General features: G+C 33.6%; 15 protein-coding genes and 1 riboswitch. Of the genes, 12 read left to right on the forward strand and 3 right to left on the reverse strand.

Annotation, left to right across the window (positions count from 1 at the left end):
- Positions 1 to 25 precede the first annotated feature (25 nt).
- On the forward strand, positions 26 to 988 hold the full coding sequence (gene tsf, locus GKZ86_RS02150) for a translation elongation factor Ts (RefSeq protein ID WP_072954408.1): 963 nt from the start codon (positions 26 to 28) through the stop codon (positions 986 to 988).
- A gap of 70 nt (positions 989 to 1,058) precedes the next feature.
- On the opposite strand, the gene GKZ86_RS02155 is transcribed toward tsf, so the two are convergent.
- Positions 1,059 to 3,176, reverse strand: coding sequence for a M3 family metallopeptidase (locus GKZ86_RS02155; RefSeq protein WP_154781752.1), 2,118 nt, complete (start codon positions 3,174 to 3,176; stop codon positions 1,059 to 1,061).
- 183 nt (positions 3,177 to 3,359) lie between these two features.
- On the opposite strand from GKZ86_RS02155, the gene GKZ86_RS02160 reads away from it, so the two are divergent.
- The 11 genes from GKZ86_RS02160 (at position 3,360) to GKZ86_RS02210 (ending at position 12,211) form a co-directional block, all read left to right on the forward strand.
- Positions 3,360 to 4,040: a queuosine precursor transporter gene (locus tag GKZ86_RS02160; protein WP_154781474.1), complete on the forward strand. Its 681-nt coding sequence runs from the start codon at positions 3,360 to 3,362 to the stop codon at positions 4,038 to 4,040.
- Positions 4,037 to 4,606, forward strand: a complete 570-nt coding sequence (locus GKZ86_RS02165) for a DNA-3-methyladenine glycosylase I (protein WP_154781475.1) — start codon at positions 4,037 to 4,039, stop codon at positions 4,604 to 4,606. The genes GKZ86_RS02160 and GKZ86_RS02165 overlap by 4 nt, the downstream gene beginning before the upstream one ends.
- Positions 4,607 to 4,695: 89 nt before the next feature.
- A riboswitch (TPP riboswitch) is annotated at positions 4,696 to 4,793 on the forward strand.
- Positions 4,794 to 4,857: 64 nt separating this feature from the next.
- Entirely contained in the window at positions 4,858 to 5,064 is a 207-nt protein-coding gene (gene thiS / locus GKZ86_RS02170; RefSeq protein WP_154781476.1) for a sulfur carrier protein ThiS, read from the forward strand.
- Positions 5,065 to 5,195: 131 nt separating this feature from the next.
- The gene (thiC, locus tag GKZ86_RS02175) at positions 5,196 to 7,019 is read left to right on the forward strand and encodes a phosphomethylpyrimidine synthase ThiC (RefSeq protein WP_154781477.1); all 1,824 of its coding nucleotides are present in this window, start codon (positions 5,196 to 5,198) and stop codon (positions 7,017 to 7,019) included.
- 38 nt (positions 7,020 to 7,057) lie between these two features.
- On the forward strand, positions 7,058 to 7,672 hold the full coding sequence (locus GKZ86_RS02180; protein ID WP_154781478.1) for a thiamine phosphate synthase: 615 nt from the start codon (positions 7,058 to 7,060) through the stop codon (positions 7,670 to 7,672).
- A complete protein-coding gene (locus tag GKZ86_RS02185) occupies positions 7,630 to 8,382 on the forward strand; it encodes a hydroxymethylpyrimidine/phosphomethylpyrimidine kinase (RefSeq protein ID WP_154781479.1) in 753 nt (250 codons plus the stop codon). The genes GKZ86_RS02180 and GKZ86_RS02185 overlap by 43 nt, the downstream gene beginning before the upstream one ends.
- A complete protein-coding gene (locus GKZ86_RS02190; RefSeq protein WP_154781480.1) occupies positions 8,375 to 9,013 on the forward strand; it encodes a thiamine phosphate synthase in 639 nt (212 codons plus the stop codon). Before GKZ86_RS02185 ends, GKZ86_RS02190 begins: the two co-directional genes overlap by 8 nt.
- Positions 8,994 to 9,770, forward strand: coding sequence for a thiazole synthase (locus tag GKZ86_RS02195; protein ID WP_154781481.1), 777 nt, complete (start codon positions 8,994 to 8,996; stop codon positions 9,768 to 9,770). Before GKZ86_RS02190 ends, GKZ86_RS02195 begins: the two co-directional genes overlap by 20 nt.
- 156 nt (positions 9,771 to 9,926) lie before the next feature.
- Complete coding sequence (locus GKZ86_RS02200; protein WP_154781482.1) at positions 9,927 to 10,304, forward strand: GxxExxY protein; 378 nt, start codon at positions 9,927 to 9,929, stop codon at positions 10,302 to 10,304.
- Between the two features lie 40 nt (positions 10,305 to 10,344).
- Positions 10,345 to 11,457 (forward strand): 2-iminoacetate synthase ThiH, encoded by a 1,113-nt coding sequence (gene thiH, locus GKZ86_RS02205; protein ID WP_154781483.1) that lies wholly within the window; start codon positions 10,345 to 10,347, stop codon positions 11,455 to 11,457.
- A 43-nt stretch (positions 11,458 to 11,500) separates the two neighbouring features.
- A complete protein-coding gene (locus GKZ86_RS02210) occupies positions 11,501 to 12,211 on the forward strand; it encodes a HesA/MoeB/ThiF family protein (protein WP_154781484.1) in 711 nt (236 codons plus the stop codon).
- Here GKZ86_RS02210 and GKZ86_RS02215 read toward each other — a convergent pair.
- Positions 12,208 to 13,002, reverse strand: coding sequence for an MOSC domain-containing protein (locus tag GKZ86_RS02215; RefSeq protein WP_154781485.1), 795 nt, complete (start codon positions 13,000 to 13,002; stop codon positions 12,208 to 12,210). The two genes, GKZ86_RS02210 and GKZ86_RS02215, sit on opposite strands and share 4 nt — an antisense overlap.
- A 1-nt stretch (position 13,003) precedes the next feature.
- A complete protein-coding gene (aat, locus tag GKZ86_RS02220) occupies positions 13,004 to 13,642 on the reverse strand; it encodes a leucyl/phenylalanyl-tRNA--protein transferase (RefSeq protein WP_154781486.1) in 639 nt (212 codons plus the stop codon).
- Positions 13,643 to 13,843 lie beyond the last annotated feature (201 nt).

A 13,843-nucleotide genomic window follows, 5' to 3' on the forward strand; every position in this document is an offset into this window, starting at 1 on the left:
TTTTAACATTAAAATTCAAAATATTATGGCAACAATTACTGCTGCAGACGTAAATAAATTAAGACAAACTACAGGTGCCGGAATGATGGACTGTAAAAAGGCTTTAGTTGAAGCTGATGGAGATTTCGATAAAGCTATACAAAACCTTAGAGAAAAAGGACAAAAAGTTGCTGCTAACCGTTCTGACCGTGAGTCTTCTGAAGGAGCTGCTGTTTCTTTTATCAATGCTGACAATACTAAAGGAGCTATCATCACTTTAAACTGCGAAACTGATTTCGTAGGTAAAAATGAGGCTTTCGTAACTTTGGCTAAAGAATTAGTAGAAAGAGCTATTAACTTCTCTTCTAAAGAAGAATTCTTAGCTTCAGATTTCAACGGAATTACTGTTGCTGAAAAATTGATCGAGCAAACTGGAGTTATCGGAGAAAAAATCGAAATCGGTGGTTTTGAAATTTTAGAAGGTGCTTTCGTTGGATCTTATGTTCACGTTAACAAAATTGCTGCATTAACTGCAATTTCTGCTGCAATTCCTAACGCTGACGTTTTAACTAAAGATGTTTCTATGCAAGTTGCTTCTATGGGAGCTGATACATTATCTTACAAAGATTTCGATCCTGCTTTCGTTGAATCTGAACTTGCTGCTCGTATTGCTGTAATCGAAAAGGATAATGAAGAAGCAAAACGTTTAGGAAAAACTTTAAAAAATGTTCCTAAATATATTTCTTTCTCTCAATTAACTGAAGAAGTTTTAAAACAAGCTGAAGAAGATGCTAAAGCTGAATTAAAAGCTGAAGGTAAACCAGAGCAAATTTGGGACAAAATTATCCCAGGAAAAGTTCAACGTTTTATCTCTGACAATACTACTTTAGATCAGGAAAAAGCTTTATTAGATCAAAACTTCATCAAAGATGACAGTAAAAAAGTTGGTGATTACGTTAAAGGATACAATGTTGAAATCACAGGTTTCAAAAGAGTTACTTTAGGTTAATATATTATTTCAATATAAAAAAGCCCGAATATTTATTTATTCGGGCTTTTTTTATCTCTCAACTTTTCTGTTATTTTTTGTTGACAATAGGAAAATTTCTGGCACGCATTAAAGCATCAGATTTAGGAGCTCTTCCTCTGAAATTTTCATATCCTTTTTCATTATCAATAGTATTTCCAATACTAAAAACAGTATCATAAAGCCTTTTTGCCACTGCTTTATCATATGGCCCTTTTCCTTCTGTAAAAGCCTCATAAGCATCTGCATTAATAACATCAGCCCACAAATAACTGTAATAACCAGCAGCATATCCATCACTGGAGAAAATATGTGCAAATTGTGGAATTCTGTGACGCATCACAATTTCAGACGGCATATGAAGCGCGTCTAAAGTTTGTTTTTCAAATTTATGAGGATCTATAGTTTCTGTAGCTAAATGCAGTTTCATATCAATTAATGAACTTGAAATTGTTTCTACAGTTGCAAAACCTTCACCAAAATTAGCTGCTTTTTCAATTCTGTCTACCAATGATTGTGGCAATGGCTGATTTGTTTTATAATGCAAAGCAAACTTATTTAACACTTCCGGAGTTGCCAGCCAATGTTCTAATAATTGCGAAGGAAACTCAACATAATCTCTTGCAACAGCAGTTCCTGCCAAACTCGGATAGGTTACATTCGAGCATAGTCCGTGTAATGCATGTCCAAATTCATGAAACAATGTGTTTGCATCTTCCCATGAAATTAAAATTGGTTCATTTTCTGCTCCTTTTATAAAATTGCAATTATTAGATACAATCGTTAAAACATCACCATCTAATTTTTGCTGGTCACGATACGAATTCATCCATGCACCAGAACGCTTGCCTGTGCGCGCATAAGGATCAAAATACCAAAGACCAACCTTTTTACCGGTTATCTTGTTACTTACTTCCCAAACACGTACATCTGGATGATAAACAGGAACATCTGTAATTTGTTTAAAACTTAAGTTAAATAATTCACCTGCAACCCAAAACATTCCTTCACGCAAGTTTTCTAATTGCAAATACGGTTTAACTTCATTTTGATCTAAATCATATTTTGCTTTTCTGACTTTTTCAGCATAATAACGATAATCCCAGGGTTGAATTTTAAAATTATCACCTTCTGCATCTACTATTTTTTGCATTTCAGCAACATCTTCATGCACCTTTTCTACAGCAGGTTCCCAAACTGACATCATTAGATCTAATGTTTTCTTAGGGTCTTTTGCCATTTTATTAGACAAACTCCAATCTGCAAAAGAAGCAAAACCTAATAATTTTGCCTTTTCAGTACGTAATTGTAAAATAGAAACTAATGTTGAATTGTTGTCGTTTTGATTTCCATTATCACCACGTTTCACAAAAATATCAAATGCCTTTTCTCTTAAATCCCTACGATTAGAAAAAGTTAAAAATGGCTCAATCGACGAACGCGTGTTTGCAATACATCCTAAAGCATCAATTTTTCTTTCTTTAGCTTCGGCAATTGCTGCATTTTTTACTTCGACTGGTAAACCATCAAAATCACTTTCTGTTTTTAAAGCCACGAATTGATTGTGTTCTTCTGCTAATAAGTTTTGACTAAAACGTGTAAAAAGCGTTGCTAATTCCTGATTAATTTTGGTTACTTTTTCTTTGTCTTTTTCATTCAATTTAGCACCTTCACGAACAAAATTAGTATAATACAACCAAATTAATCGCTGTTGTTCGCTAGTCAGTTTTTTACTTTCTTTAGAGTTATAAAGCGTTTCAATTCTCGTAAAAAGCTTCTTATTTTGATTAATTTTATCTCTGAATTCAGAAAATTTTGGAGACATTTCTCTATCTACAACATTAAATTCGGCACTACTTAAATTAGATCTGTAAATTCCATAAACAGAATTGATTCTCGAAATTGTTTTACCGGAAAGCTCCAGAGCCGCTATCGTATTATCAAAAGTTGGTGCTTTTGGATTGTTAGCAATAGCATCGATTTCATTTAGCTTTTCCTGAATTGCAAATTCAATTGCCGGTTTAAAGTCAGGGACTTTATATTCATTAAAAGCAGGAACTCCTCCGTAAGGTCCTGTCCATTTTTTTAATAATGGATTATCAGAATTGGTTTGTGCGTTAGCCATAAAAAAAGTTGTACTCATGATAAAAATTGACATTAATTTTTTCATTCTCATTAATTGATTTTTTGGATAATAAAAATGGTTATACTCAAAAGTAACCAAAAATCATTAATCAAACAGAACTTTAACTTTGAGATTCTCCTTATAAAAAAACCTTGAATTTTAAAAATATAATCGACTATTGAATTATATAGAAATAGCTTAAATTTGAATTTCATTTACCAGATCACTATGTTTAAAACCAAAAGAGAAATTGTTTTTGTAATTCTAGCCGGAATTTTTATAACCAATGCTGTTGTAGCAGAATTAATAGGAGGAAAATTAATTCAGATTGGACCATTTGTAATGAGTATTGGAATTTTGCCCTGGCCTATTGTTTTTCTTACTACCGATTTAATCAATGAATATTTTGGCGAAAAAGGAGTTAAAAAACTTTCTCTAATAACGGCATGTCTAATTGCTTATGCTTTTTTAATATTATTTATGGCCATAGTTATTCCTGCTGCAAAAGGAATTAGCCCCGTAAATGATGAACAATTTCATGCTGTTTTCGGACAAAGTATGTGGATTATTGTTGGTAGTTTAATCGCCTTTATGGCATCTCAGATAATAGACGTTTGGATATTTTGGTTTTTTAAAAGACGGACGGGAGAAAGAAAAATATGGCTAAGGGCAACGGGATCAACGGTAATTTCACAATTATTTGATTCATTTATCGTACTCGGAATTGCATTTTGGCTGCCCGGAAAAATTGATTTTGATACTTTTATTTCATCAGGATTAACAGGTTATGTTTTTAAACTTTCGGTTGCTGTTTTATTGACTCCTTTAATTTATGCCGGACATCATTTGATTAAAAAATATCTTGAAAGTGACAATCATGATTCAGAAAATAATAATTCAAAAGAATGACACCGCAAGAACCAATTAGATGTAGTTGGTGTACAGCCAGCGATTTATACAAAAAATACCATGATGAAGAGTGGGGCGTTCCGGTTTATGACGATCCTACTTTATTTGAATTTTTAATTTTAGAAACTTTTCAGGCAGGATTAAGCTGGATAACGATTTTAAACAAAAGAGAGAATTTTAGAGCCGCTTTTGATCATTTCGATTATAAAAAAATAGCTCATTATCCCGAAGAAAAAATTGAAGACTTACTTCAAGACACCGGAATTATCCGTAATAAACTTAAAATAAAAGCGGCCGTTTCTAATGCGCAGGCTTTTATGAAAATTCAGGAAGAATTTGGAACTTTCTCTGATTATATCTGGAAATTCACCAACGGAAAACCTATAATAAACAATCCAAAAACCTCAAAAGATGTTCCGGCCACTACTCCACTTTCGGACGAAATCAGTAAAGATTTAAAAAAAAGAGGTTTTAAATTTGTTGGTTCAACAGTAATTTACGCACACATGCAAGCCACCGGAATGGTCAATGATCACGCCGAAAATTGCTGGAAAAGAAACCCGTAAAAAGTCTCCATTTTCAGTTTCTACAAACCAATTGAAACCTTAAACTTGAAACTTTTTTAAACAACCAAACAAAAAATTACTACATTTGCTTCACACTTTAGGGGTGTCTGCTAAAAAGCAGGCTGAGATTTTACCCTCTGAACCTGATCTAGTTCATACTAGCGTAGGGAAAAGTAAGATGACTTCTGCGCGCATTTTTATGCGTAATTGTAGCCATTCCTAAGGTATAACATATACTAAATCTAAAAGGAATGGAACTAAAAATCAACCAACAAATCAAACAATTCAATGCTGAATCGCTAAGCGTTCAATCATTGCTTGATCTCGAAATTCCCCACAAACAAAACGGAATTGCCGTTGCCATTAATAACACCGTTGTTCCAAAAACTAATTGGAACGAATTCCTCGTACAAGAAACCGACGAAATTCTCATTATTTCAGCCACGCAGGGAGGATAGAATTTAAATTCCAAAAAGACAAATTCCAATTTCATATAGAACGTAGATGCACTGCTGTGTGTCTCTACTAAAAACCAGACGTAAACACAATCTACATCAACTTGAAACTTTAAACCTGAAACAAAAACATTATGACTACCGAAGAACAAATTTCCAGAACCCCTTTTCCGAACTCAAAAAAAGTATACGTCAATGGCGAAATTCATCCTATAAAAGTTGCGATGCGCGAGGTTATACTTAGCGACACCAAACTTTCGAATGGTGGAATCGAGAAAAATCCACCTGTAACAGTTTACGATACTTCTGGTCCATACACAGACCCTAACATCGAAATCGATATCCGCAAAGGATTGCCACGTCTGCGCGAAAACTGGATTTTAGATCGAAATGATGTTGAAATTCTAAACGAAATAAGTTCCGATTACGGTCAAAGCCGATTGAAAGACGAAAGCCTAAATCATCTTCGTTTTGAATATTTGCATCAGCCAAAACGAGCTAAAAAAGGAGCTAACGTAACTCAATTATATTACGCAAAACAAGGAATTATTACGCCTGAAATGGAATATATTGCGATTCGCGAAAACCAACGAATTGAACTTTTAAACGAGCAAACCAAAGCAATGCAATGTCAACATTCCGGACATAGTTTTGGAGCCAATACACCAAAAAGTAAAATAACACCTGAATTTGTACGCGCAGAAGTTGCCTGTGGAAGAGCAATTATCCCAAACAACATCAATCATCCTGAAAGTGAACCTATGATTGTAGGGCGTAATTTCCTCGTCAAAATAAATGCAAATATTGGAAACAGCGCTGTGACTTCTAGTATTGAAGAAGAAGTTGAAAAAGCCGTTTGGGCTTGTCGTTGGGGAGCTGATACGATAATGGATTTATCAACAGGAAAAAACATTCACGAAACCAGAGAATGGATTATTCGAAATTCCCCAGTTCCAATTGGTACCGTTCCTATTTATCAGGCATTGGAAAAAGTAAAAGGAATTGCCGAAGATTTAACGTGGGAAGTTTTTAGAGATACTTTAATCGAACAGGCAGAACAGGGTGTTTCTTACTTCACTATTCATGCAGGCGTTTTATTACGATACATTCATTTGACTGCTGATCGCGTTACCGGAATCGTTTCACGCGGCGGCTCGATTATGGCAAAATGGTGTTTATTTCATCATAAAGAAAATTTCTTGTATACTCATTTTGAGGAAATCTGCGAAATCATGAAACAATACGATGTTGCTTTTTCATTAGGAGATGGTTTACGTCCGGGATCGATTGCAGATGCTAACGACGCCGCTCAATTTGCGGAATTAGAAACACTTGGTGAATTAACCAAAATTGCCTGGAAACATGATGTTCAGGTTTTTATTGAAGGCCCGGGTCATGTACCAATGCACATGATTAAAGAGAATATGGATAAACAATTAGAACATTGTCATGAAGCTCCGTTTTATACTTTAGGCCCTTTAACTACAGATATTGCACCAGGTTACGATCATATTACATCAGCGATTGGTGCTGCTATGATTGGCTGGTACGGTTGTGCGATGTTGTGTTATGTAACTCCAAAAGAACATCTTGGTTTACCCAATAAAAAAGATGTGAAAGATGGAGTGATCACTTACAAAATCTCGGCTCATGCTGCAGATTTGGCAAAAGGTCATCCGGGAGCACAATATCGTGATAATGCATTAAGTAAAGCTCGTTTTGAATTCCGTTGGGAAGATCAATTCAACCTTTCACTTGATCCTGATACCGCACGAGAATTTCACGACGAAACACTTCCCGCTGATGGCGCAAAAGTGGCGCATTTCTGTTCGATGTGCGGACCAAAATTCTGTTCTATGAAAATATCTCAGGAAATTCGTGATGTCGCTGCCGCGGAAAAAGGAATGCAGGAGAAATCAGAAGAGTTTATTGAGCACGGGAAAGAAATTTATATCTAGAATTTTAGAAAATAGATTCAAGAAGAAAGAGAAAAGATATGATTGTAATTTCTAATGCTTTTGTTGTTGTAGATGAAATAAACACTCTTCATTCTTTATTTGATGAAGGATTGTCTTTGTTTCATATTCGAAAACCTGATTTTTCTGAGTTAGAAATGGCGAATTTCATTCATCAAATAAAATTAGAATTTAGACATCGAATTGTTTTACACAATCATCATGTGCTGGCAGAAGATTTTGGGATTAATAGAATTCATTTTTCTGAAAAAGAAAAAAAAGAGTCTTTTGGATTTCCTGCAGGGTTTTCAAAACCTTGTAGGTATAAATTTTCCACATCAACACATTCTATAGAAAGTTTTAATTCGTTAGAAAATGATTTTGATTACGCGTTTTTAAGTCCGGTTTTTAAAAGTATTTCAAAGGAAAATTATGCTCCAAAAACAGATCTTTTTGAAGCATTAAAGTCTAGAACAAATTACAAAACAAAAGTGATTGCTTTAGGCGGAATTGATGCTAAAAACATTCAAAAAACAATGAAAAATGGATTTGATGATGTCGCACTTTTAGGAACAATTTGGAATAATGAAAACCCGATAAAACAATTTAAATTATGTCAGAAAATCGTCCATTCGTACTCACAATCGCAGGCTTAGATCCGTCTGGAGGCGCTGGTATTTTGGCTGATATCAAAACATTTGAACAGCATAAAGTAACTGGTTTTGCTATTTCAACAGCCAATACAATTCAGACAGAAAATGCATTTCATGAAATTCAATGGACTGATTTAAATTTTGTTATTCGTTCTATAGAAACGCTGTTTAACAGTTATAAAATCAGTACGGTAAAAATTGGAATTGTTTCTTCTTTGAATGACTTAAACCAAATTATTTCGACTATAAAAACGCTATCTCCTGCAACTAAAATTGTTTGGGATCCTGTTTTAAAATCGACAACAAAATTTGAATTTACTACAATCGACGATTATTCTTATTTGTATAAGATCTTGTCAAAAATTGACTTGATTACTCCTAATTATCATGAAATCGAAATTTTATTTCCCGGGTTTATTTCAAAAATGCTTTATAAAGAAATGAAGATTCCAGTCATTATTTTATTAAAAGGCGGACATAACAAAACTGAAATTGGAACTGATCGCTTATTTCTTAAAAATGAGATTTATGATTTTTTTCCAACAGAAAAAAATTGTTCTGAAAAACATGGTTCAGGCTGTGTGCTTTCATCAGCAATTGCTTCTAATCTGGCATTTAATCAAACTATAAAAGAAGCCTGCAAAAACGCCAAAATTTATATCGAAAAATACCTGAGTTCAACATCAACTTTAATCGGATATCATTATGTATAATAAACTGCAATACATTTCACAGGGAAAAACTATCGAAGAACAATTGTACAATATTCACAAAGCACTAGACGCCGGATGCGGTTGGATACAAATGCGATTTAAAGATCAAACCATTAAGGATACTTTTGTTCTAGCCGAAGCTGTAAAGCTTTTATGCGAAGAATATCTCGCCAATTTTATCGTAAACGACAATTTTTTTCTCGCACAGCAAATCGTTGCTGACGGAGTTCATTTAGGTTTATCAGATATGAAAATTGATGAAGCGCGAGCCATTTTAGGAAATACTAAAATCATAGGCGGAACAGCAAATACCTTTGAAGATATTGAAAATCATGTAAAAAATGGCTGCGATTATATTGGTTTGGGGCCTTTCAGATTTACTACAACAAAAGAAAAATTAAGTCCGATTTTAGGTTTATCAGGCTATTTTGAAATTCTTCAAAAAATGAAAAAAAACAAAATAGAAATTCCGGTTTATGCTATTGGGGGAATCACATTGAAAGATGTAAGTCCGTTAATGGAAACCGGAATTCACGGGATTGCTGTTTCAGGAATGCTTACAGATGATGATCAAAAAAAGAAATTAATTAAACAACTAAAAGAAAAGTTATATGCAAACGTCATTGTTTAATATTGGAGATAAAGCCTTCAAATCTCGTTTGTTTTTAGGAACAGGAAAATTTGGCTCAAACCAGGAAATGGAAAGTGCCATTTTAGCTTCAGAAAGTGAATTGGTTACGGTTGCCCTAAAACGTATCGATCTAGAAACTGAAACTGATGCTATATTATCACACTTAAAGCATCCAAAAATAAATTTATTACCTAATACTTCAGGAGCGCGTAACGCAAAAGAAGCTGTTTTTGCCGCTCAATTGGCGAGAGAAGCTTTAGAAACCAATTGGATAAAACTGGAAATTCATCCCGATCCAAAATACTTAATGCCAGATCCGATTGAAACTTTAAAAGCGACGGAAGAATTGGCTAAACTTGGTTTTTTTGTCTTGCCTTACATTCATGCCGATCCTGTTTTATGCAAACATTTAGAAAGTGCAGGAACTACTGCCGTAATGCCGTTAGGTTCGCCAATTGGAAGTAATAAAGGTTTAAAAACAATTGATTTTTTAGAGATTATCATCGAACAAAGTAATGTTCCTGTAATTGTCGACGCCGGAATTGGTGCTCCATCAGATGCCGCAAAAGCAATGGAAATGGGTGCCGATGCCGTTTTGGTAAATACTGCAATTGCCGTTGCCGGAAATCCAAGATTAATGGCCGAAGCTTTTAGAGAAGCTGTCATTGCAGGCCGAAAAGCTTTTGAAGCTAAAATTGGTAATCAACAAAATTATGCTGTAGCTTCTAGTCCTTTGACTTCATTTTTATACGACTAATTTAATTCTCTCGCAGATTTTGGAGATTAAGCAGATTTATTCAATTAAAATATATTATGAGTATAGAAAAAGATAATCTGTTCAATCTCCAAAATCTGCGAGAGAAAAAGTAAGAATTTTCATTAAATTTGATTCAAAAAAAATCAAATCAGTATTATGTCAGAAAATGAAATTTCATATAAAGTCAGAGGAGCAATTTTTAAAGTTTATAATACTCTTGGGCCAGGATTATTAGAGTCGGTGTACGAAAGTGCTCTTTATTATCAGTTAAAAAAAGATGGATTAACAGTCATTAAGCAAATTGATTTGCCAGTTAGATACGATGATATTTATTTAGACATAACTTTCAGACTGGATATTTTAGTCGAAGACAAAGTAATTATAGAATTAAAATCAGTTGAAGAGATAAAATCTATTCACTTTAAACAATTAAATACTTATTTAAAATTGACTAATAAAAAACTCGGATTATTAGTCAATTTCAACTGTTCTAATATACTTGAAAATGTCCATCGTGTAGTTAATAAAATTTAATCTGTACGATCTGCAAAATCTGCGGGAAACAAAATAAAAAATGAAAACATTTAAATCAATTTTTGAGCAATATGATTGGAATACTATTCAATCCAGAATATACCAAACCACATCAAAAGATGTCGAACGAACTTTGGCAAAAACCAGACTCAATCTCGATGATTTTTTGATTTTAATTTCTCCCGCTGCTCAAAATTATCTGGAAGAAATGGCACAGAAATGCCATGAAGTCACCAAAAAACGCTTCGGAAAAACCATCCAAATGTATGCGCCGCTTTACTTAAGCAATGAATGCCAAAATATCTGTACGTATTGCGGATTTAGTTTAGACAATAAAATCAAACGAAAAACCCTTTCAGATTCAGAAATTAAAATTGAGGTTGAAGCTTTAAAACAAACAGGTTTTGATCATGTTTTGTTGGTTACAGGCGAAGCGAATTATACAGTAAATATTAACTATTTCCTGAATGCTATTGCTCTAATACGAGAACAATTTTCTATTATTTCTGTTGAAGTCCAGCCACTTTCTACAGAAGATTATGAGCGTTTGCATGAAGCCGGAGTTTATTCTGTATTGGTTTATCAGGAAACTTATCATCAGGAAGTTTACAAAAAATATCATACGAAAGGCAAAAAGTCAAACTTTGATTATCGATTGGAAACTCCGGATAGAATTGGAACTGCAGGAATCCATAAAATAGGTTTAGGCGTTTTATTAGGCCTGGAAAATTGGCGAACCGATAGTTTTTTTAATGCTTTACATCTGGATTATCTTCAGAAGAAATACTGGCAGACTAAATATTCGGTTTCATTTCCGAGATTGCGCCCTGCGGAAGGTATTATTGAACCCAATTTTATTATGGATGATAAAGATTTGACACAACTTATTTGCGCTTATCGTTTGTGGAATGAAGATCTGGAAATCTCTATTTCAACACGCGAAAACGAAAAATTCAGAAATAATATAATTCCAATTGGAGTTACAAGTATGAGTGCAGGATCTAAAACAAATCCGGGTGGTTATGTTGTTGATCCACAATCACTGGAACAATTTGAAATCAGCGACGAACGTTCAGCAGATGAAATTTCAAAAATCATAAAAAATGCCGGCTACGAACCCGTTTGGAAGGACTGGAGTAAAAGTTTTATTTAAAAATTCCATCTTCAATCTAAAATCAATAATCTAAAATTGCAAAATGAGCATTATACAAGAATTTTTACGCTATAATCGACAAACTATCTTACCTGAAATTGGCGATGAAGGTCAGGAAAAACTCAAAAAAGCAAAGGTTTTAGTAATTGGAGCCGGAGGTTTGGGCTGTCCGATTTTACAATATATTGCAACGGCTGGAGTAGGTTTTATTGGAATTATGGATTTTGATACTATTGAAATTCACAATCTTCACAGACAGATTTTATATACTGAAAATGAAATTGGTCAGAAAAAATCTCTAGTTGCCAAAGAAGTGGTTTCGAAATTAAATCCGCTGATTGAAGTTGAAGCGATTCCTGAAAAATTGACTTTAGAAAATGCATCACAAATTATTCAACAATATGACATAGTTGTTGATGGTTCTGATAATTTTACAACACGTTATTTGGTAAACGATACTTGTGTTCAATTTCAGAAACCTTTAGTTTACGGAAGTATTTTGAAATTTGAAGGTCAAGTCGCGGTTTTTAATCACAACGGAAGCAAAAATCTGCGTGATTTATTCCCAGAAATGCCGGATCCAAAAGATGTTCCCAATTGTAATTTAAATGGCGTTTTAGGAACTTTACCTGGGATTATTGGAACAATGATGGCGCATGAAACTTTGAAATTAATTTTAAAATTACCTACTTTAAAAAATGAATTAGTGTTGTTTAATACGCTAAATTGGAATTTTACAAAATTGAATTTCTAGAAAATAATTTCATCTCCAACATTAATAATTCCCGAATTTAAACTCACAATATTAGTTCCGAATAAAACCGAATTATTTACATTTCTGTACTTGCTTAAGGTTTTTAACGGTTCTTTTTTTAATTTGCCATTTTCCGGATCATTATTAACCATAATACATCTTCCGCATGGTTTTACATTTTTAAATTGAACTTCTCCAATTTTAAAAGTATTAAAATCATCTTCTTCATGAGGATTTTTGCTGCTTATTACAATGTTTGGGCGAAATCTTAAAACAGTAATTTTATCTTCTAATTTTTCATTTAAAAAATCCAGACTTTTTGTTCCGATTAATAAATATGGATAACCGTCTGCCAGACTTACATTGAAGGTTTCTTTTAATCTGGAACTTTCATGTTTTCGATTTCCAATTTTGATAATTTTGACCAATTTACATTCAAAACCCAAGTGTTCGCTGAACCATTTTGAAGTTGCCTGATTTACCTCAACAACTTCACTTTTATCATCCCAAACATTCACTTTTAGAGGGTTTTCTAAATGTTCATTAATCGAAAATTCATGCTTTTGATCCTGAAAAGTAATACTGATTTTTCCATCTGAAATCTGTGGATAAAACTGACTCATAATGCGGTGTTCTCTTTGCGTTATCATTTGATTTTCAGCATCGATTAACATCCATCTTCTGTCATTTTCAAATCCCATTTCTTCGGCCAGAGCATTTTTACAGCTTATTCCGGCCAGGCTTTTTATCGGATAAATATAAATTTCTTTTACAACATGAATTGCGCTCATTTTATTTACTTTTTAAAATAGATATAAATTCATCACGATCAATTTCGCGACAACCTAAACTTTCTAAATGCGGATTATAAACCTGACAATCCAATAACTTATAATTTTCTTCTCTCAAATAATCTACCAAAGTAATAAATGCTACTTTTGAAGCATTCGATACTTTCGAGAACATACTTTCTCCACAAAAAACATCACCTAAATCAATTCCGTATAAACCTCCAACCAAAACCTCATCTTGCCAAACCTCAACAGATTTTGCAATTCCCTGAGCATGCAATTGACAATAAGCATCAATCATTTCGTTTGAAATCCAGGTTCCGTCCTGACCTTCTCTTTTTATGTTTTGGCAATTCGAAATAACGGCTTCAAAACTCTGATTAAAAGTAACTTTAAATATATTTCTATTCAAAATATTCCGCATGCTTTTAGACACTATTAACTCATCTAAAAACAAAACCATTCTGGGATCCGGCGACCACCAAAGAATTGGTTCTCCTTCATTAAACCACGGAAAAATACCGCTTTTGTAAGCTAATTTCAAACGCTCCGGATTTAAATCACCGCCAACTGCAAGAATGCCTTCTTCATCGGTTTCTGAAACTGGAGGGAAAAATAAATCTTTATCTACGTAATACATTTTTTAAATAAAATCCAATGTTAGAAATACCAAATAATCTGTGTCATTTCGACCAAAGGGAGAAATCACATAACGGAATTCCGGCTCGTTGCTCTCTGAATGTGATTTCTCCCTTCGGTCGAAATGACACAAACTGAGGGTAAAACAAAATTCCAAATCCCAAATACACGTTAATGATTTGGAATTTGGAATTTATACTTT

The organism is Flavobacterium sp. LC2016-13 (genome assembly GCF_009707955.1).
Lineage (GTDB): Bacteria > Bacteroidota > Bacteroidia > Flavobacteriales > Flavobacteriaceae > Flavobacterium.

Coding starts and splice junctions, on each gene's coding strand:
- tsf (WP_072954408.1), top strand. CDS start 26: ATGGCAACAATTACTGCTGCAGACGTAAATAAATTAAGACAAACTACA.
- GKZ86_RS02155 (WP_154781752.1), bottom strand. CDS start 3,176: ATGAAAAAATTAATGTCAATTTTTATCATGAGTACAACTTTTTTTATG.
- GKZ86_RS02160 (WP_154781474.1), top strand. CDS start 3,360: ATGTTTAAAACCAAAAGAGAAATTGTTTTTGTAATTCTAGCCGGAATT.
- GKZ86_RS02165 (WP_154781475.1), top strand. CDS start 4,037: ATGACACCGCAAGAACCAATTAGATGTAGTTGGTGTACAGCCAGCGAT.
- thiS (WP_154781476.1), top strand. CDS start 4,858: ATGGAACTAAAAATCAACCAACAAATCAAACAATTCAATGCTGAATCG.
- thiC (WP_154781477.1), top strand. CDS start 5,196: ATGACTACCGAAGAACAAATTTCCAGAACCCCTTTTCCGAACTCAAAA.
- GKZ86_RS02180 (WP_154781478.1), top strand. CDS start 7,058: ATGATTGTAATTTCTAATGCTTTTGTTGTTGTAGATGAAATAAACACT.
- GKZ86_RS02185 (WP_154781479.1), top strand. CDS start 7,630: ATGTCAGAAAATCGTCCATTCGTACTCACAATCGCAGGCTTAGATCCG.
- GKZ86_RS02190 (WP_154781480.1), top strand. CDS start 8,375: ATGTATAATAAACTGCAATACATTTCACAGGGAAAAACTATCGAAGAA.
- GKZ86_RS02195 (WP_154781481.1), top strand. CDS start 8,994: ATGCAAACGTCATTGTTTAATATTGGAGATAAAGCCTTCAAATCTCGT.
- GKZ86_RS02200 (WP_154781482.1), top strand. CDS start 9,927: ATGTCAGAAAATGAAATTTCATATAAAGTCAGAGGAGCAATTTTTAAA.
- thiH (WP_154781483.1), top strand. CDS start 10,345: ATGAAAACATTTAAATCAATTTTTGAGCAATATGATTGGAATACTATT.
- GKZ86_RS02210 (WP_154781484.1), top strand. CDS start 11,501: ATGAGCATTATACAAGAATTTTTACGCTATAATCGACAAACTATCTTA.
- GKZ86_RS02215 (WP_154781485.1), bottom strand. CDS start 13,002: ATGAGCGCAATTCATGTTGTAAAAGAAATTTATATTTATCCGATAAAA.
- aat (WP_154781486.1), bottom strand. CDS start 13,642: ATGTATTACGTAGATAAAGATTTATTTTTCCCTCCAGTTTCAGAAACC.